Annotated in this window: 21 protein-coding genes; all 21 read right to left on the reverse strand. The window is 69.3% G+C overall.

Going from position 1 to position 16,628, the window contains the following annotated elements; translation table 11 throughout:
* Window positions 1-87 precede the first annotated feature (87 nt).
* The 21 genes from KYK13_RS27235 to KYK13_RS27335 all read right to left on the reverse strand — a co-directional run bounded on the left by KYK13_RS27235 (window position 88) and on the right by KYK13_RS27335 (window position 16,520).
* Window positions 88-564 (reverse strand): SycD/LcrH family type III secretion system chaperone, encoded by a 477-nt coding sequence (locus tag KYK13_RS27235; RefSeq protein WP_223635281.1) that lies wholly within the window; start codon window positions 562-564, stop codon window positions 88-90.
* 3 nt (window positions 565-567) lie between these two features.
* Entirely contained in the window at window positions 568-1,047 is a 480-nt protein-coding gene (locus KYK13_RS27240; RefSeq protein WP_223635283.1) for a hypothetical protein, read from the reverse strand.
* 46 nt (window positions 1,048-1,093) lie between these two features.
* A complete protein-coding gene (locus KYK13_RS27245; protein WP_223635285.1) occupies window positions 1,094-1,378 on the reverse strand; it encodes an EscU/YscU/HrcU family type III secretion system export apparatus switch protein in 285 nt (94 codons plus the stop codon).
* A gap of 10 nt (window positions 1,379-1,388) precedes the next feature.
* Window positions 1,389-2,471 (reverse strand): type III secretion system export apparatus subunit SctU, encoded by a 1,083-nt coding sequence (sctU, locus tag KYK13_RS27250; RefSeq protein ID WP_223635287.1) that lies wholly within the window; start codon window positions 2,469-2,471, stop codon window positions 1,389-1,391.
* Between the two features lie 19 nt (window positions 2,472-2,490).
* Entirely contained in the window at window positions 2,491-3,309 is an 819-nt protein-coding gene (locus tag KYK13_RS27255; RefSeq protein WP_223635289.1) for a flagellar biosynthetic protein FliR, read from the reverse strand.
* On the reverse strand, window positions 3,306-3,572 hold the full coding sequence (gene fliQ, locus KYK13_RS27260) for a flagellar biosynthesis protein FliQ (protein ID WP_171420306.1): 267 nt from the start codon (window positions 3,570-3,572) through the stop codon (window positions 3,306-3,308). Before fliQ ends, KYK13_RS27255 begins: the two co-directional genes overlap by 4 nt.
* A 16-nt stretch (window positions 3,573-3,588) precedes the next feature.
* Window positions 3,589-4,458 carry a type III secretion system export apparatus subunit SctR gene (gene sctR, locus KYK13_RS27265; protein WP_370645170.1) on the reverse strand — a complete coding sequence of 290 codons (870 nt, stop codon included), beginning with the start codon at window positions 4,456-4,458 and terminating at the stop codon, window positions 3,589-3,591.
* Window positions 4,427-5,074, reverse strand: a complete 648-nt coding sequence (locus tag KYK13_RS27270; protein ID WP_223635295.1) for a flagellar biosynthetic protein FliO — start codon at window positions 5,072-5,074, stop codon at window positions 4,427-4,429. The genes sctR and KYK13_RS27270 overlap by 32 nt, the downstream gene beginning before the upstream one ends.
* A gap of 102 nt (window positions 5,075-5,176) precedes the next feature.
* A complete protein-coding gene (gene sctQ / locus KYK13_RS27275; RefSeq protein ID WP_223635298.1) occupies window positions 5,177-6,562 on the reverse strand; it encodes a type III secretion system cytoplasmic ring protein SctQ in 1,386 nt (461 codons plus the stop codon).
* Window positions 6,559-7,476 (reverse strand): flagellar hook-length control protein FliK, encoded by a 918-nt coding sequence (locus KYK13_RS27280; protein ID WP_223635301.1) that lies wholly within the window; start codon window positions 7,474-7,476, stop codon window positions 6,559-6,561. The genes sctQ and KYK13_RS27280 overlap by 4 nt, the downstream gene beginning before the upstream one ends.
* 36 nt (window positions 7,477-7,512) lie before the next feature.
* Window positions 7,513-8,001: a flagellar assembly protein FliH gene (locus tag KYK13_RS27285; RefSeq protein ID WP_223635304.1), complete on the reverse strand. Its 489-nt coding sequence runs from the start codon at window positions 7,999-8,001 to the stop codon at window positions 7,513-7,515.
* Between the two features lie 59 nt (window positions 8,002-8,060).
* A complete protein-coding gene (gene sctN, locus KYK13_RS27290) occupies window positions 8,061-9,374 on the reverse strand; it encodes a type III secretion system ATPase SctN (protein WP_223635307.1) in 1,314 nt (437 codons plus the stop codon).
* Between the two features lie 46 nt (window positions 9,375-9,420).
* Window positions 9,421-10,098 carry a FliH/SctL family protein gene (locus KYK13_RS27295; RefSeq protein ID WP_223635310.1) on the reverse strand — a complete coding sequence of 226 codons (678 nt, stop codon included), beginning with the start codon at window positions 10,096-10,098 and terminating at the stop codon, window positions 9,421-9,423.
* 24 nt (window positions 10,099-10,122) lie between these two features.
* Window positions 10,123-12,246, reverse strand: coding sequence for a hypothetical protein (locus KYK13_RS27300; protein ID WP_223635313.1), 2,124 nt, complete (start codon window positions 12,244-12,246; stop codon window positions 10,123-10,125).
* Between the two features lie 116 nt (window positions 12,247-12,362).
* Entirely contained in the window at window positions 12,363-13,184 is an 822-nt protein-coding gene (locus KYK13_RS27305; RefSeq protein WP_223635316.1) for a type III secretion protein, read from the reverse strand.
* Window positions 13,185-13,291: 107 nt separating this feature from the next.
* Window positions 13,292-13,852 (reverse strand): ATP-dependent helicase HrpB, encoded by a 561-nt coding sequence (locus tag KYK13_RS27310; RefSeq protein WP_223635319.1) that lies wholly within the window; start codon window positions 13,850-13,852, stop codon window positions 13,292-13,294.
* A complete protein-coding gene (locus tag KYK13_RS27315; RefSeq protein WP_223635323.1) occupies window positions 13,734-14,570 on the reverse strand; it encodes a sigma-70 family RNA polymerase sigma factor in 837 nt (278 codons plus the stop codon). Before KYK13_RS27315 ends, KYK13_RS27310 begins: the two co-directional genes overlap by 119 nt.
* Window positions 14,571-14,579: 9 nt before the next feature.
* Window positions 14,580-14,975, reverse strand: a complete 396-nt coding sequence (locus KYK13_RS27320) for a hypothetical protein (RefSeq protein WP_014398430.1) — start codon at window positions 14,973-14,975, stop codon at window positions 14,580-14,582.
* 25 nt (window positions 14,976-15,000) lie between these two features.
* A complete protein-coding gene (locus KYK13_RS27325) occupies window positions 15,001-15,435 on the reverse strand; it encodes a lipopolysaccharide assembly protein LapB (RefSeq protein ID WP_223635326.1) in 435 nt (144 codons plus the stop codon).
* A gap of 95 nt (window positions 15,436-15,530) precedes the next feature.
* Complete coding sequence (locus KYK13_RS27330) at window positions 15,531-16,094, reverse strand: hypothetical protein (RefSeq protein WP_223635328.1); 564 nt, start codon at window positions 16,092-16,094, stop codon at window positions 15,531-15,533.
* Window positions 16,095-16,235: 141 nt separating this feature from the next.
* Entirely contained in the window at window positions 16,236-16,520 is a 285-nt protein-coding gene (locus KYK13_RS27335; protein ID WP_223646786.1) for a hypothetical protein, read from the reverse strand.
* Between the last annotated feature and the right edge of the window lie 108 nt (window positions 16,521-16,628).

Genomic DNA, 16,628 nt, shown 5'->3' on the forward strand with positions numbered 1-16,628 from the left:
AAATACCCTAGCAGAAGATCCACGGCGCCACGAAACGCCTGAAGCTCCTCAAGCCCCGGAAACCCCAGCTCCCTCGCCCCAGCGAACTCAACGCCGGGTGAGCGCGCTGATCATCGCGCTGGCCTTGCGCACCACCGGATCATCCACCGGGGTCATCGCCGCGGCGCGGCGAAGGTCCTCCAGCGCCTGCGTCTTCTGTCCGATGGCCAACTTCACCTCCGCGCGGCCCACGTAGACCGCCGGATCCTGGGGCGCCAGCTTCGCCGCCACGTCGAAGGCGGCCAGCGCGCCCTGCCCGTTGCCCGCGGCCATCTCCACCACGCCCAGCGCCTTGGCGAAGTACACGTCCGTGGGGTTGATGGCGTACAGCCCCTGGAAGAGCGTACGCGCCTCCGCCAGCCGGCCCTGGTAGAAGAAGAAGTAGGCCGTCTTCGCGATGGTGTAGAGCTCGTCGTTGGAATAGCCACGCACCTCACGGAGCGTGGCCTTCCCCTCCGCCCAGCGCTGCAGGAGCGCGGTGAGTTTCGCCTCGTCCTGCGGATCCTCCGGGTCCAGCGCCGCCATGCGTCAGTAGCCCTCGTCCTTCTGCTCTTCCCACATGCGGCGGATGATCTCCTGCGACTCCGCGCTCACCTGGTCCACCAGCCCCAGCATGGCGGACTCGCGCTGCAGCAGGGCCTTGAGGCGCTCCAGGCGCTCTGGCGGGGCGTTCACCTTGGAGAGCCCGCGCTCCAGCATGCGGCGCTGTCCGTCATCACCGCGGCCGGCGACGCTGGCCAGGTGCGGCCGGTCACTGAAGCCCTCCAGGTCCGCGTCGTGCCCGCCCGGGTGCGGCGGCAGCGGCAGCCGGAGCTCCTCCGAGGAGTGCGCCGGCCCGATGAAGTCCAGCAACGCCGCGGAGGGCATTGACGGGTTCTTGATGTTGCCGGCCTTGCGCGCCTTCTTCGCCCGCTCGAGCTGCGCTGGATCCACCAGCCGCTCACGGACACTCCGGGGGCCGCCCCAGGGCCATGCGGTACTGGGGGGCTGATTATTGATTCTGGCCATGGTGGACCGACTTCAATACAGGAGGGGGGCCCGCGTCCAGCCCCCTTCAGCGTCCGCCCGCCTGCTGCTCCCGCTGGAGCGCGTAGACGAAATTCAACACCTCCGCGACCGCGTCGTAGAGCTCCTCGGGGACCTCCTGGCCCACGTCCACCCGGTACAAGGCGTGCGCGAGGGACACGTTGCGCATCACCGGGATGCCGTACTGCTTGGCGATCTCCCGGATCTTCTCCGCCTTCAGGCGCATCCCCTTCGCCACCACGCGCGGGGCCCCGTCCGCCTTGTTGTCGTACTTGATGGCGATGGCGATGTCCGCCTCTTCGTCGCTGGCCATGGGCTCCTCCTCAGGCGCGCGTGGGCGGCACCGCCGCCTGTTGCTGCTTCAATCCGTAGACGAAGTTGAGGACCTCGGCGACCGCGTCGTAGAGCTCCTCGGGCACTTCCTCCCCCACCTCCACGCGCAACAACGCGTGCGCCAGGGGCACGTTGCGAAGCAGCGGCACGTCCGCCTCGCGCGCGATGGCCTTGATGCGCTCCGCCTTCGCGTCGATGCCCTTGAGGATGACCCGGGGCGCCCCGTCCTTGCTCTGGTCGTACATCAGGGCCACCGCGACGTGGTCCGGGTTGGTGACGATGACGCTCGCGTCCTTCACCGCCTCCATCTGGGCTCCCTCCATGATCTCGTGGTGGAGCTCCTTGCGCTTGGCCTTGTGGTGCGGGTCACCTTCGCTCTGCTTGTACTCCTTCTTGACCTCCTCCTTCGTCATCATCATGTCCTTCATGTATGACTTGCGCTGCCACCACACGTCGAACACGCCGAAGATGACGAAGAGCAGCACGATGCGCGCGCCCACCCGGTAGATGATCTCCCCGAGGATGGCCATGATGCCGTGCGTGTCCTGCCGGACCGTTTCGATGACCAGGGGCATCGAGTCGCGCACCACGCCGTAGACGACGTAGGCGGCGACGGAGATCTTGATGAGGTTCTGCAGCAGCTGGACGAAGGCCTTCTTCGTGAACATGTTCTTCAAGCCCGCGATGGGATTGAGCTTGTCGAACTTGGGCATGACCGGGTCGATGGTGAACAGCGACCCGACCTGAAGAAAGTCCATCAATCCGCCCATCGCCGCCGCTCCGGCCGCCACCGGAACCGTGAGGATGGCCAGCGACTTCAGCGCCATGTAGAGGATCTGCGACATCGCCATGTCCAGGCGTTCTGGATGCGCGATGGTCTCGAAGGTGAAGAGGAACAGCGCGGAGATTTCGCTCTCCACCGTGTCCCACGTGCCGCGGGCGATGCCCAGGCCGGCGACGAGCACGGCGACGCCCGTCAGGTCCTTGCTCTTCCAGACCTGCCCCTTCTTGCGGGAGTCGTCGAGCTTCTTCTGCGACGGTTCCTCTGTCTTGTCGCCACTCTCGTCCGACATGGTGCGGTCCCGGGAGTCCTCAGCCCAGCAGCTGGATGGCCTGCCGCACCATGCGCAGCATGGAGGTCATCTCGCCCTGCATGCGGCCGACGATGACGTGGATGGAGACGAAGATGATGAGCACGCTCATCAGCGGCTTGAGCGACATCGCGATGAAGAAGACCTGGATCTGCGGGGCCACGCGGTTGATGGCGCCCATGGCCAGGTCGGTGGCGAACGCGGCCACCATGCCGGGCCCCGCCAGCGCCAGGCTGATCTTCAACATGTCCGCGAAGCAGCGGACGAGCAGATCGAAGAAGGGCCACACGCCCCGGCTGAAGTGCGGGAAGCCCTCCAGCGGCACCACCGCCAGGCTGTCCGCGAGCGCCCGGATGATGACGTGGTGGCCGTCCAGCGACAGGAACAGCACCACGCACAGCTGCACCTTGAGGCTGGAGAAGAGCGACACCTGCTGGCCCAGCTGTGGCACGTAGAGCTGGGCGTTGTTGCTGCCCGCCATGGTGTCCATCAGGGTGCCGGCGACCCGGGCCGCGTCGAAGATGATGTTGATGATGTATGACAATGACAGGCCGATGAAGATCTCCTTGAGCAGCAGCCCGATGTAGGGGAGCGCGCTCAGGGGAATCTTGTCCATCCGGTCCGCGACGGACGGGAACAACACCGCGGACACCATCAGGCCCAGGCCCAGCTTCATCTCCGAGGGCACGACCTCGCCGCCCAGGAAGGGGCTGAAGATGAGGATGGGCATCACGCGGCACATGATGAGCGCCATCGTGAAGATGATGATCGACAGGTTGAACCGAGCGCCCAGCTCGGCCATGGCTTCGCCGATGTTCATCTGCCGATGAGCGCCGGGAAGCGGTCGAAGACGTGGAAGGTGAAGCGCAGGAGCTGCCCGCCAATCCATGGGCCCGTCATGGCCAGCACGCCGAAGACGAGCACCACCTTGGGCGCGAACGTGAGCGTCTGCTCCTGGATCTGCGTGGTGGCCTGGAACAGGGCGATGATGAAGCCCACCAAGAGGCTCATGAGCACCGGCGGCGCGGAGACCACGAGCACCAGGAACAGGGCCTCCTGGGTGATGAACGTGAGCTGATTCATGGCAGTACGGGGCTCCTTACAGGTAGCCGATGACCAGGCCCTTGGCGATGAGGTACCAGCCGTCCACGAGCACGAACAACAAGAGCTTGAAGGGCATGGAGATGGTCGTGGGCGACAGCATGTGCATGCCCAGCGCCAGCAGGATGTTGGCGACCACCATGTCGATGACGATGAAGGGCACGAACAAGAGGAAGCCAATCTGGAAGGCCTCCTTCAGTTCGGACACGACGAAGGCCGGGACGATGACCATGAAGTCGTTCTGGCCAATGTCCTTGCGGTCCTCCTCCTTCCGCATCTTCTTCGCCAGGCTGTAGAAGAGCGTGCGGTCCTTGTTGGTGACCTTCTTCATCAGGAACTCGCGCAGCGGTTCCTTGGACTTGTCCGCGGCGCTCAGCATCGTGCCCACCGTCTCCGAGGAGAACACCGACGTGCCCCGGGACCAGATGTCGAGGCCTCCCGCCCGGTACATCTCCTGGCCCACGGGCGCCATGATGTAGACGGTGAGGATGATGGCCAGGCCGGTGATGACCTGGGTGGGGGGAATCTGCTGGGTGCCCAGCGCCGAGCGGACGATGGAGAGCACCACCGAGATCTTCACGAAGCTGGTCACCATCATCAGCGCGAACGGGACCAGCGACATGGCCGCGAGCGCGAGGATGAGGATGAGCGGGCGCGAGGTGAAGGAGTCGGTGTTCACGGCCTCCTTCACCAGGGAGTCCGGAATCGTCTCCGCGCCCTTCTTCGCGGCCGACGCGACGATGGGGTGCAGCGACACGAGGGCCGCGAAGAGCCAGGGCGGAGCGCGGAACAGCAGCGGACGGGCGGCGGAGGACTGACGGTTCACGGGACGGCCTTCAGACGCCCGGCGGCGGCGGGGTGCCACCATTCCGGCGGGAGAGGAGCTTCTGGAGGAAAGGACTCAGGGACACCGGCGCTGGCTGCTCCCGTGCGGCGCGGATGCGCTCCACGGCGTCGCGGTCCAGCTTTGAAACCAGTTGCACGCCACCGTCGCCGCCACCAATCAGCAGGTACTCGTCCGCGGCCTTCAGGACGAAGAGCGTGCGCCGTTGATCCAACGGGATGCGCTCCATCACCGACACCACCGACGCCTTGCCCACCGCCACGCCCTGCAGGCCCATCAGCTTGCGCAGGCCCACGTTGAGCGTCAGGTAGATGGACGCGAGCACCGCGCCCAGGAGCGCCACCGTGCGCACCACCACCCAGCCCAGGCTCTCCTGGGCATCCGCCCCTTCCGGCGTCGCGCCCAGCTCGCGGTCCAGTTCGTCCGAGTGCCGCGAGGCCCGGGCCGCCTTGTCATTGTCTGTCGGCGCGGCGGCTTCGGAAGGCGCGGACGGAGCCGCGGGGGCCGGCTCCCCGGCGGGAGCGGCTTCGGCCTTCGCCGGCGGCGCCGCGGGCGCCTGTGCCAGGACGGCGGCGGGCGACGCGAAGAGCAGCACGGCGCCGAGGATCGAGCGTGAGGAGGAGAAGCGGAGGACTGCCATGGATGGACGCGAGCCTAGTTCACCCGGGCCGGGACCGCCACGGGCCCGGGTGGGAGCACGCCCCCCTGCCCGCCTGCCTCGGGCGCTCGGGCTTCGTCGGGGTCAGCTCAGGTGGATGATGCGCACACCCAGCTGGCCGTCCAGTTCGACCAGTTCGCCCCGGGCCACGACCTTGCCGTTGACGGACAGGTCCACCGGCTCTCCGGCGCCGCGGCGCAGGTCGATGACCTGCCCCGTGCGCAGCCCCACCACCTGTTCGGCCGTGATGGGGACGCGCGCCAGTTCCACGGCCACCTGCAGGGGCAGGTCGCTGAGCAGATCGCTTCCCTCCCGGTTGTTCGCGTCGTCCAATGCCGCCCCTTCCAGTTCCGGAGGAACGCCCAGCTCCGGGTTGGTGAAGTCCTCGTTCTCTTCCTGGCCACCGCCGCTGGAGCCGGGCTCCCCACCCTGGGGGTTGCCCGGCTCTCCGGGGATGATCTCCGTGATGCGGGCCCGGTAGCGGCCCCCGTCCACGAACACCTCCGCGGCCAGGTGCCCGGTGCGCCCCAGCCCCAACCGCAGCTGCGCCGTGCCGGGCTCGCCCCGGTCCGGCCGCGCCGACAGCATGTCCAACAGCAGCACGTCCTTGACGCGCAGCGAGGCCAGGTCCTGGGCGGACAGCTCCGCCACGCCAATCTCCGCGCGCAGCCAGTCGCGGATGGCCGACAGGCGCCGCCCGTGAGCCCGCATGTCCGCGAGCCGGTGCTCACGCCGCTGGGCGCTCTCCACGGCGGGCTCGGCCGCCTCCAGCACCGCGGACGGCACCACCAGGCGGACGATGCCACGGTGCGAGCCCAGCACCGCGTTCAGGTGCACCGCCAGCATCGGGCCGTCCTCGCCCAGGCGCGCGGACACCTCATCCACGCCGCGCGCCACGCCGTCCAGCCGGGGCCGGGGAACGCCGGGCTGAAGCCCGGGCACCAGTTCCTTCAGGGCCTCCAGGACGACGTAGCCCATCACGCCCTCCTCGATGTCCGTCAGGGGCCGCAGGCCCACCGTCTCACCGGCGCCGCCCAGCAGCAGGTCCACCGCGGAGTGCGCCAGCGACAGCTCGATTTCGAGGATGACCCGGCCCTTGAGCGCGCCGGGCGCCAGGACCGCGAGGAAGGACGGGTCCCCCAAAAAGCGGCGCAGCTCCGTCATGGGCCGCGCCTGGGCGGACTCCACGGACAGACGCACGTCCACGTCGAAGAGCGCCTTGAGGCGCGCGCACACGGTGTCCAGCGTGCCCGCGTTGGGCGTCAGCCACCGCAGTTGCTCCGCCAGCTTGCCCTGCGAACGCGACACCTTCTCCAGGTTCGTGAACGCGAACGGCCGCCACGGCGCGACCGGAGCGGGGGCCGGCGCCGGCGCCGGTGCGGGCTTCGGGGGCGGCGGGCCCAGCTTCCGGGTGTCGACCAACATGGTGCGCTCGAAGACTCCGGGCTCGTCGTCCGGCTCCAGGCTCATGTCTTGGCCTCGAACCTCAGATTTTCAAGCGCCAGACCGCGGCCGCCCAGGGCGCTGCGCAGGCCTTCGCTCTGCTCTTCCAGCATCTTCAAGGTGTCGCGGTCGTTGCCGCTGAAGACGGCGGAGATCTTCCCGTTCTTCGCGCTGACCTTGATGGACAGGCCGTTGAGCACGTCCCCGCGCAGGTCGATCTGGAACTCCGCGTTGCCCGCGGCGTTGGTGCCCACGCGCACGCGCTCCACGATCTTCTGCGCGATTTCGTTGGCCATGGCGCGCAGGCGCTCCGAACCCGCCATGTCCTTGGGCTTGGCCACCGGCACCGGCGCCATCAGCGCGGGGTTGAAGCGGAAGCCCGCGCCCGCCATCTGCGCGCCCTTGTCGTCCTTGTCCTTGCTGGCCCCGCCGCCCGCGCCCTTGCCACCGCCGGCGTTGACGTCGATCTTCAGCTCGCCCTTCTCCTGGCTCAGGCGGCCGGCCTTGCCTTCGGCGCTGGACAGGTCGCCGTCGCGGACGTCCGTGGAGCGCTTCTCCTCCACGACCTCCGACTTGTGGGTCTCCGCCTGCTTCGACAGGTGCTGCGTCTCCGTGTTGCGCTGGGACTGCTGCGCGCCCTGGGAGGACTCGCCGGGGCGGGTGAAGGGGGACGCCTGGGTCTCCTTCTGGGCCAGCTTCTCGTCGAAGGTCTTCCCCTGCCCCTGCTGCGCGAGGCGCGCCAGCACCTGCTTGCCCAGGGGCTGCTTCATCTCCTGCGCCTGCTTGGGCTGGGTCTGCTCGGCCTGTCCCTGCTGGACCAGCTTGGAGAAGACGGACTCGCCCTGAAGGCGCTTCTGGGTCTTCGCCTCCGCGAGCTTGCGCTCCTGGATCATCCGCTCCGCCAAGCGCGCGGCATCGCGATCGTCATCAACTCGGCTCATGGCGTCTCTCCAGACTCGGCGGAAGGCGGCGGGAGGTTACTTGCGCTGGCGGGCCAGGAACAAGGCGCTGCCGATCTCCTCCTGTTGCAACTCCTCCCGATCCTGGCGTTCCTTTTTCACCTGCTTGACGAACTTCTCCTTGTTCTTCTCGATGGCCTTGAGCTCCTTGGCGGCCTCGGCCATCAGCATGCGGCGCTGTTCCACCAGGCGGCCCGCCGTCCGGACGACTTCCTTCTGGTGTTCAATCTGGAGGGCGACCTGGGCCTCGTCGTCCTTCAGACGCTCCTCGAAGCGGCCCATCATGTTCATGCCGTTGATGCCGGCGCCCTTGGCCATGATCTGCTGGAAGTACTCCTGGACCTTGGCCTTGCGCTCCTTGCGGCGGCGCTCCAGCTCCGCCTCCAGGCGCGCCTGCTCCTGCTCTTCCTTCGCCAGCGCCTTGACGGCGTCGGAGAAGGCCCGCTCGGCCTCCTCCTTCGCCTTCTCACGCATGTCCAGCAGTGACTGCAACCGGTACGGGGGCATGGTGGGGGCATCCTACCCAAAAACCGTCCGGTCCGTTTGTGTGCCGGGGGCGGCCCGGCTCAGTCCGCGAAGAGGTTGATGAGCTGCTCCACGGTCTCCTCGTACGGGGAGTTGGAGTGGGTGTCCTGCTTGAGGAAGTCGATGATGGAGTCGTACTTCTCGATGGCGTAGTCCGTCCTGGGGTCCGCGCCGGCCTGGTAGGCGCCCAGCAGGATGAGGTCGCGCTGCTTCTCGTAGGTGGAGAGCGTTTCGCGCAGCTTGCCGGCGGCCTTCTTGTGCTCCTTGCTGACGATGCCGCTCATCACGCGGCTGAGGCTCTGGAGCACGTCCATGGCCGGCCACTGGTTTCGCGCGCCCAGCTCACGGTTGAGGATGAAGTGGCCATCCAGAATACCGCGGACCTCGTCCGCGATGGGATCTTCCATGTCACCGCCGGCCACGAGGCAGGTGTAGATGGCGGTGCACTTGCCCTTCGCCGAGTTGCCCGTGCGCTCAAGGATGCGCGGCAGCATGGAGAAGACGCTGGGCGGGTAGCCCTGACGCGCCGGGGGCTCGCCGATGGCGAGGCCGATGTCGCGCTGGGAGCGCGCCAGACGCGTCACCGTGTCGAGCATGAACAGCACGTTGCCGCCGCGCTCACGGAAGTACTCCGCGATGGCCGTGGCGACGTAGGCGGCGCGCAGACGCACGAGGGCGGGCTGGTCGGACGTGGCGCACACCAGCACGGCGCGCTTCATGCCCTCCTCGCCCATGGCGTCCTCGATGAACTCGCGAACCTCGCGACCACGCTCGCCGATGAGCGCCACGACGCTGAGGTCGGCTTGCGTGTTGCGGGCAATCTGGCCCATCAGCGTGGACTTGCCGACGCCGGAGCCGGCGAAGAGGCCCACGCGCTGCCCCTCGCCCACGGTGAGAAGCCCGTCGATGCAGCGCACGCCCAGGGGCAGCGGCCGCTCGATGCGCTGGCGCGTGAAGGGGTCCGGGCAGTCGCGGTCCACGGGCCAGTCGACCAGGCCCTCCCCCTCCAGGGGCATGCCGTCCATGGGCTCGCCGATGCCGGTGAGCACGCGGCCCAGGAGCGCGTCGCCGCACTTGATGGTGAGCGGACGGCCGGTGGGGATGCACTCGCTGTCCGGACCGATGCCGTACAGCTCGCCCAGGGGCATGAGCATCACCTCATCGCCCACGAAGCCCACGACCTCCGACTTCATCAGGCCGCGCTGGCGGTTCTTGATCAGCACCACCTCGCCGATGCGCACGTTGGGAACGCTCGCCTTGATGACGAGGCCCGTCAGCTCGGTGACGCGGCCGCGCACCCGGACGAGGGACGCTTCCTTGATGAGGTCGTAGTAGCGCGAGAGGTCGATGGCCATGGCGGAGTGCGGAAGGGGCGCTGGGGCGCGGCGTTGACCCGGAAGCTCAGGGAGGGCCGTTCTTGCGCGCGGTGTCCGGCTGCAGGAGGTTCTGGAGCATCTCCAGCTGCGTGGGCAGCTGCGCGTCCACGGTGCCGAACTCCGTCTGCACGATGCAGCCCACGGCGGCGACCTCCGGATCCTCCTTGATGGCCAGATCCACCGTGCGGCCGATGAGCTCCATCAACTGCGGGCGCTTGGCGCGCAGCACCGCGGCCGTCTTCGGGTGCACGCGAAGCACCATGGCGCGCGCGTTGCGGAGGTTGTCGATGGCCGCCGCGCACATGTCCACGAGCAGCTCCGGCTCGCGCTCCAGGTCGCGGCCGAGGATCTTCTCCGCCATCTTCAGCGAGAGCGCGATGACGTCCTGCTCGTGGGAGTGGAGGATCTCCCCTGCCTGCATCTTCGCGCGCAGGATCAGCTCCGCGGCCTGGGCGATGCCTTCCTGACGACCCAGGTCCTTCGCCTTGGCGAAGAGCTCCTCCTTCTCGCGCTGAGCCTCGGCGAGGATGCGCTCGCGCTCGCGCTGGGCCTCCTCGATGATGCCCTGGGCGCCCTGGCGCGCCTCGAAGACCTCGGCATTCATCACGCCCGCGCGGGGCGGACGCAATGCCGGTCGCTCGGACGTGGCGACGACCACCGACTCCGCCAGCCCGTCCCCCTTGATGACCTTGCCGATCGCCATGTGTTGCTCCTTGGAGACCGGATGCTAGCGCGTTCCGCCGCGCGGTCCACGCCCTCCGGGGCCGCCCGCGTCGTCCGGGCCCAGCCGGTCGGTGGGAGGGGGGCGACGGCGGCCCACCTGGGTTCCCTCCGAGGACCGGGAGCCAGCCTGGCTGGAGAGCACGCGCGGAGGACGCTCCGGCTCGCCCCCTGGTTCGGGACGCACCGAGGGACGGCCGCCGGTGCGCGAGCGCAGCACCCGGGCTCCTTCCGCAGGCTCTCCGGATGGCTCCGGGCGCCGGGGGGCTCGCGCCTCCGCGTCGGCGGGAGGCCGAGCCGGGCGCTCGACCCGGACGGAGCGGCCCTCGGGCGCGTCCGGTTCTGGAGGGCGTGACGCACCGCGTGCGCCCAGCCGCGAGGGCGGCGGACCGATGCGAGCCCCGTCTGGATCCGGCCGGGCGGGACGCGCGGGCCGTGGGCTGCCCTCCTGCTCCCTGCGGCCTGGAGCGGCCCCGGGGGAGGCGCGGGGCGCGGGGCCCACCGACGAGCCCCGGTCCACCGGCATGCGGCGCATCTGGGAGCCGTTCGCGTCTGTTTCCGGGGCCGCCATGGACGCGCGGGGCGCGGGGCCCACCGACGAGCCCCGGTCCACCGGCATGCGGCGCATCTGGGAGCCGTTCGCGTCTGCTTCCGGGGCCGCCATGGGGGCGCGGGGCGCGGGCCCCCGCTCGCGCTCCACCGGCATGCGGCGCATCTTCGAACCGTTCGCGTCGCCTTCGGGCAAGACCACGGGCGCGCGGGGCGCGGGCCCCACGGACGCCCCCCGCTCCTCCCCAGGAGCCGGACGCGGACGTCCGCCGGGTGCCGGGCTCGCACCCGGCGCCCCGTCACGGCTGGAGGCCGCACCCGCGCGGCGGGCCGCGCGCTCGGCCATGAAGTCTCGCCGGGCCCCGGAATCCCCCGCCGCGTCGGCAGCGGCGGCGCCGCCGCGAAGCGACTTGGGAGCCCGGAGCGCGGGCGCTCGCGACGGATCCGGCGCGGTGGTGCGCAGGCCTTCGCGAGGCGCGAGGCCCCCCGGACGTGCGGCTCCCGGCGCCGCGGGACGCGCACCCGGCGACGCGGGCCCCGCGCCTGGCGCCGCGGGACGGGCACCCGGCGCCGGCGCGGGCTTGCGCGCTCCCGGCGGCGGCGGCAGCACGGCGGAGGGGCGCGGCGGCGGCGCGGTCAGCCGAACGGGCCGCTCGATGAGGCCGCGCACGGCCAGCCGCTCCAGGTCCATCACGATGTCGGTGCGTCCACCGTCGCCCCGGGCCGTGGGCCGAGAGCGCTCCTCGCGCACCCACTTCGCCACCAGGTGGCCGAACTCGCCGCGGTGCTTCTCCAGCATGCGCGCGGCGAACTCCGGGGACTGCGCGACGCAGGCACGCGCCAATCGCTGCACGCCCGCGCTGCGGATGGCCCCCGCCAGACGGGTGAAGCCCTCGTGCAGGTTGAGCTGCGCGCGCGCGTCCTCTTCCGGGAGCTTGCGCGGCGCATTGGCCGCCACGGACTTGCTCGCCAGTTGGAGCAGGTCCGGCGGCAGCGACTCCATGAGCCCGTTCCGTTCCTCCTCGGGCAGTCCCGCCAGCGCGGGGCCGAGCACGCGCGCGCCCAGGCGATCACTCACCGTGAGCAGCTCACGGGTCTGGAGGTTGAGCACGTCCGCGAACTTGAAGCCCGCGGACTGGCCGGCGACCTCGCGCGCCAGCGCCTCCTCCAGCTTCCAGCGGATGATGTCCAGGATCTGGGGCCGCACCTCGCGGGTGAGCTTCACGCGCGAGGGCGGCAGGTGGCCACGCACCGCCTCCGCCATGTTGCCGGGCAGCGCGCGCAGCGTGACCTCCACCAGCGCGGCGCGCTCGCGCTGGAGCAGCGCCGCCAGCCGCTCCGGATCCGCGGTCCACAGCTGACCGCGCCGGTCCTTCATCAGGCGCTTGAGCTCCTGCACCACCGCGGGCAGGCGCTTCTCGCGCGGAATCTGGAGGATCTCCTGCGCGCGGTGGCGCAGGAGCGCGCTCTCTTCGTCGGGCAGGTGCTCCAGCGCCGCCGTGCTCTCCTGGCCCCCGAAGGTGACCGCGGTGAGCAGCATCATGGTCTGGCGCTTGCTGAGCGAGGTGAAGAAGGAATCCAACGGTCACCTCGCGGGCCCCCAGGTGGCCCGCTGAAGATGAGAAGACGCGTCCCCAGCCTTGTAAGGACGCGCCCCGCGGTCCGCCCCAGGAGGGCCGCGGGAAGCGACGTGCGGGACTACTCCGTGCGACCTCCTCGCGCACGCGCCGGACGCGCCGCCGCGGCGGGGGCGGCGCCCCCCGAGCCCCCGCGCATGAAGGTCCACGCGGTGACGCCCATCATCGCGAGGATGAGCGCGAACGCGCCGCCGAGGATCATCTTGAACGTGCTGGCGCTGGCCGCCGTCATGCGCACGCCGAGCACGTCCTGCAGGCGGTTGGTCTCCGTGGTCTCCGCCGTGGGGGCCATGGCCTCCGTCATCAGGACCGTGACGGCCTCCGGCTTGAGCTCCGACACGGAGCTGGCGACGAACTGCTTCACCGCGTCCACGGTGACGGGGGGCTTGCCGCCCTCGACCGTGCGGTACTTGATGAACACGGAGGCGGACGGCAGCGGCCGGTTCTCCGGCTGCGACAGGTCGTTGTTCTCCGGCACCATCACGATGGCCCGCGCCTCCAGCACGCCGTCAATCTGGTTGAGCGCGTTGGAGACCTCACCCGCCATGGCCTTGAGGAGCATGGCGCGCTCCTCCGTGGCGGTGGGCACCATGCTGCCCTTGGCGAAGTGGGACAGGCCCTTCTCCACCGGGCGCGGCAGCGAGTTGCGCTTCAGGAGCTCCGCGGCCTGCGCGGCGTCGCCCTTGGGGACGACGATGGTGAAGCGCACTTCGTTGCCGCCCTCCGCCTTCTCCTTCTTGGCGTTGATGCCGTTCTTGCTGAGCAGGACGTAGATTTCGTTGGCGTCCGCCTCCGTCAGCTCGTGCTGCAGCTCGATGGAGCAGCCGGTGAGGAACAGCAGGGCGAGGAGCGGGGCGGCGAAGACGGGCGTTCGGCGAGTCATGGGCGCGCGTAGCTTAACAGGGCCCTTGCAAAACGCGGAAGGGCGCCCCCTCCCGAGACCGGGAGGGACCGCCCTTCACATGCCGCCATGGCCCGGCGGGTGGGACTTCAGACCTGCGTCTTGACGACGTCCTTCAGGCCGCTGGTGGCCTTCTCGACGACCTTCGACGTGAGGTCGAGCTCCTGCGAGTACTTGTACATGGACGCCTGGAGGCCGAGCAGCTCCGCGTTGGACATGTTCTTGCCGGAGGAGGCCTCCTTGATCAGCTTGTCCATGCTGACCTGGCCCTTCTCCAGGCCGGAGACGAGGTCGGACACCATGCCGCCCGACTTGGTCGTCTTCGAGGCTTCCGCCTTCGCGTCCACGGGCTCGGCACCCTTGGCGGTGGCCGGCTGCTGGGCGGCGCTGCTCACCTTGTTCAGGTTGGCCTTCTCCGCCTTGTTGACGGTCTCCACCTGACGGACGGAGTCCACCTTCTGGGCGGCCTGCGCGGCCTGGGCCTTGTTCACGTTCTGGGCGGCGTCCACCTGGCCGGCGCCCTGCGCCTTGTCAGCGAGAACTCCGTCGAACTTCGACGCGCCCGTCTTCTGCGTCTGCTGCGCGCCCTGGTCCTGCAGCTTTTGCTGCGCCACCTGCGCCGCGGAGATGCCGCTCATCGGAGCCGCCATGTGACACCCTCCTTGCATCCGTCGAGGCGGGAGGGAGTTCCTCCTCCTCGTTCAAGAGTTCCTTGAGCCGATCAATGGCCCGCGCATGAAGCCGCGACGCCCAGCTCTTCGACTGCCCGATCTCCGCTCCTGCCTCTTCCAACGTGCGTCCCTGGAAGTAATAGCCCTGCAGGAGCTTGCGCTCTTTCTCCGGAAGCTTCTCGATGGCCGAGCGCACCCGGTTCTTCAACTGCTCCATCTCCAGGCGCTGATCCGCCGGGAGTGACTCATCCACGTAGCCCGCCGCCTCCGCCCCTTCCGCCCCCGCTGCAAAAACAGCCGCGAGGCCCGCCACGGCATCCGAGATGTCACCAATATCATCGTCGAATGACGACCCGCGGTTGCTTGCGCCCTGCTCGCGGTCGGCAAGATTTCCCAGATACGCCGTCGCGCGCTCGCCCTGGTAGGCGGTGCGGGCGTCCGCGCCCCGCAGGACCCCCATCTTCCTCAGACCGTCGAAGATGGCGCCCTTGATGCGATAGTGGGCAAAGGTAAGGAAGTTGGCGCCCACCTTGGGGTCGAAGCGCTCGGCGGCTTCGAGGAGGCCAATCTGCCCATAGGCCAGCAGTTCATCCAGCTCCAGCTGGGCATTGAACTGCTTGCGCACGGTGGCCGCGAGCGACCGCACGTACGGGCCGTACTTCTCCAGGATGACCTTCCTGTCTTCACCCAGAGGCAAGCGGCGCGCTCACTCGGCCTTGGACCACAGCCGCTCGAGAACCTGGTTCAGCCGGGGATCGTCCTGCAGCGCCCCGGCGATGCGGCCCGTAAGGGCAGCGGACTTCATGTTCAACTTCTCCTGGAGCACTTCGGAGACGAGCGCCTTCGTCGCCTCCTCCTTGCTCTTGAAGCCCCCATTCTTGAGCCGCTTGGCGATGGCGAGTGCCTGCGCCGCGATCGGATCCGTGGCCTGGGGGCCCTGGACGTTGCTGGAGCCTACCAGACCCGAAGGCCCGACGAGCGACTCCGTGCGGTCCACCTTGCCGCCAAAGGACGCGCCAGAGGCGCCCGATGGACCGGACGCCCCCTTGACACCGCCCGCGCGGCCCTTCCCACCCCCACGTCCGACTCCACCGACAGCCATCGACGTACCTCCTTCTTCTCAGCGACTACTTCTTCGGCGGAGGCAGGGCCCCCGCTTCCTTCGCCTGGATGAGCGCCTGGGCCAGCTTCGCGCCGTCGCTGTCCGGCTCCAGGTCGATGGCGGCCTTCAGTTCCTTGAGGGCCTCCGGCACCTTGCCCATGAACAGCAGGGCTTCACCGGCGTGCGCCCGCGGCAGCGACGACAGGGGCGCGAGCCGCTGGGCGACGCGATAGGCCGCGAGGGCCTTGTCGTGCTTGCCCTGCGCGAACTCCACGGCGCCCAGACCGATCTGGGGCACCTCGCTCTTGGGCATGAGCGCGGCGGCGCCGACGAAGACCTCCTTGGCCTTGTCGAAGTGCCCCATGTCCAGCCACAGGTAGCCGGACTCCAGCAGGACCATGGCCGGCTGACGCGCCAGGGGCACGAGGCTGTTGGCAATCTCCGAAGGGGTCTCCGCCATGGACGTCGCGCTTCCTTTCCTGTCGCCGGAAGCACGGAAGGCGGCCGTCGAGGGCCGCCTTCCTTGCACCGGTCAGATTCCGCCGTCCGTGAAGACTAGCGGATGTTGCCGATGGAGTTCTTGGTCGTATCGTGCCGCGACTTCATCACGTTGGAAACAGCCGTGAAGATCTGCGACTCGTGCTGCATCGCGGACTGCATGTTCAGCAGCTTGACGTTGTCGTCCATCATCGTCTTGAGGCTGCTGTTCGCGTTGAGCTGGTCACCCACGCTGCCGCCAGCGCTGGTGCCGCCGACGCTGGTGCCCAGCGCGGTGGAGCTGCCGCCCGTGGGCATGCCCGTGCCGACGCCGGGCAGGTTGGTGGTGGGCACCGCGCCGGCGCCGGTGTTCATCACGCCCACGTACGGGCCGCCCTGCATGCCGGAGCCGGAGGCGCCGGAGAAGGTCTGGGCGGAGGAGACAGCGGCGGAGACGATGCCCGCGCCGGGGACGAAGCCCGCAACCGCGCCCACGCCAGCGCCCACCGCGCCGACGGTGCTGTTCAGGCCGTTCTGCACGCGCGCGCCAAAGCTCGTGTTCGGCGTCTGCCGAGCCGTGGTCATCTGGGTGTTCATGCGCAGGTTCGGACCCATCATGCCGCTGTCGATCTTGACGCTCATTTCAGCCTCCGCGCTGGTGCCAGCGTTGATTCAAAAGGGGAGCCAGGGATCATCCCGTGGCTCTTTCAATGGATTATCGGGAGAGCCGGCCGCCGGTTGCCTGCTGGTGACAAGAAATCGTCCAGCCCCCGGAAAAGCCTGTTATTTCCGGCCCTTGGACTGCTTCGATTCCGCGACGAGCTTCTCGCGGACGTCCACGAGCAGGGTGAGCAGTTCCTCGGAGCGCGCGATCGCAGCCTGGGCCTTCTTGCCGATCTCCGCACGGGGCCCCTTGAGGTCGGTGAGCCCCGCCTTGACGGGCGCGAAGAGCGCCTGGATGTCGTTGGCGGAGGCCTTCTCGATGAAGGTCTCGACGGCGGGATAGGACGGGGCAGGCAGTTCCTGGGGCTGGGGCTGCGGCGCGGAGGGCCTGGCGGGCGGGGGCATCGAGGTCACGGTCTCCTGGCGGAGCGCCAACCCTGCGGCCAGCCTCCGCGCTTTGTCCGGTACGCTAGGTGAATCCCGCACGGGCTTCAAGCACCCCACCCTGCGCCC

Origin of the sequence: Corallococcus sp. EGB, assembly GCF_019968905.1 — a bacterium.
Taxonomy (GTDB): Bacteria; Myxococcota; Myxococcia; order Myxococcales; family Myxococcaceae; genus Corallococcus.

Bases quoted from the DNA above. Each gene is read 5' to 3' on its own strand.
- sctR (WP_370645170.1), bottom strand. From the start codon at position 4,458: ATGGTGGCACCCCGCCGCCGCCGGGCGTCTGAAGGCCGTCCCGTGAAC.
- KYK13_RS27235 (WP_223635281.1), bottom strand. From the start codon at position 564: ATGGCGGCGCTGGACCCGGAGGATCCGCAGGACGAGGCGAAACTCACC.
- sctQ (WP_223635298.1), bottom strand. From the start codon at position 6,562: ATGAGCCTGGAGCCGGACGACGAGCCCGGAGTCTTCGAGCGCACCATG.
- KYK13_RS27245 (WP_223635285.1), bottom strand. From the start codon at position 1,378: ATGGCCAGCGACGAAGAGGCGGACATCGCCATCGCCATCAAGTACGAC.
- KYK13_RS27335 (WP_223646786.1), bottom strand. From the start codon at position 16,520: ATGCCCCCGCCCGCCAGGCCCTCCGCGCCGCAGCCCCAGCCCCAGGAA.
- KYK13_RS27280 (WP_223635301.1), bottom strand. From the start codon at position 7,476: ATGAGCCGAGTTGATGACGATCGCGATGCCGCGCGCTTGGCGGAGCGG.
- KYK13_RS27240 (WP_223635283.1), bottom strand. From the start codon at position 1,047: ATGGCCAGAATCAATAATCAGCCCCCCAGTACCGCATGGCCCTGGGGC.
- KYK13_RS27310 (WP_223635319.1), bottom strand. From the start codon at position 13,852: ATGGCGGCTCCGATGAGCGGCATCTCCGCGGCGCAGGTGGCGCAGCAA.
- KYK13_RS27285 (WP_223635304.1), bottom strand. From the start codon at position 8,001: ATGCCCCCGTACCGGTTGCAGTCACTGCTGGACATGCGTGAGAAGGCG.
- sctU (WP_223635287.1), bottom strand. From the start codon at position 2,471: ATGTCGGACGAGAGTGGCGACAAGACAGAGGAACCGTCGCAGAAGAAG.
- KYK13_RS27325 (WP_223635326.1), bottom strand. From the start codon at position 15,435: ATGGCGGAGACCCCTTCGGAGATTGCCAACAGCCTCGTGCCCCTGGCG.
- sctN (WP_223635307.1), bottom strand. From the start codon at position 9,374: ATGGCCATCGACCTCTCGCGCTACTACGACCTCATCAAGGAAGCGTCC.
- KYK13_RS27330 (WP_223635328.1), bottom strand. From the start codon at position 16,094: ATGAGCGTCAAGATCGACAGCGGCATGATGGGTCCGAACCTGCGCATG.
- KYK13_RS27305 (WP_223635316.1), bottom strand. From the start codon at position 13,184: ATGACTCGCCGAACGCCCGTCTTCGCCGCCCCGCTCCTCGCCCTGCTG.
- KYK13_RS27320 (WP_014398430.1), bottom strand. From the start codon at position 14,975: ATGGCTGTCGGTGGAGTCGGACGTGGGGGTGGGAAGGGCCGCGCGGGC.
- KYK13_RS27295 (WP_223635310.1), bottom strand. From the start codon at position 10,098: ATGGCGATCGGCAAGGTCATCAAGGGGGACGGGCTGGCGGAGTCGGTG.
- KYK13_RS27255 (WP_223635289.1), bottom strand. From the start codon at position 3,309: ATGAACATCGGCGAAGCCATGGCCGAGCTGGGCGCTCGGTTCAACCTG.
- KYK13_RS27270 (WP_223635295.1), bottom strand. From the start codon at position 5,074: ATGGCAGTCCTCCGCTTCTCCTCCTCACGCTCGATCCTCGGCGCCGTG.
- fliQ (WP_171420306.1), bottom strand. From the start codon at position 3,572: ATGAATCAGCTCACGTTCATCACCCAGGAGGCCCTGTTCCTGGTGCTC.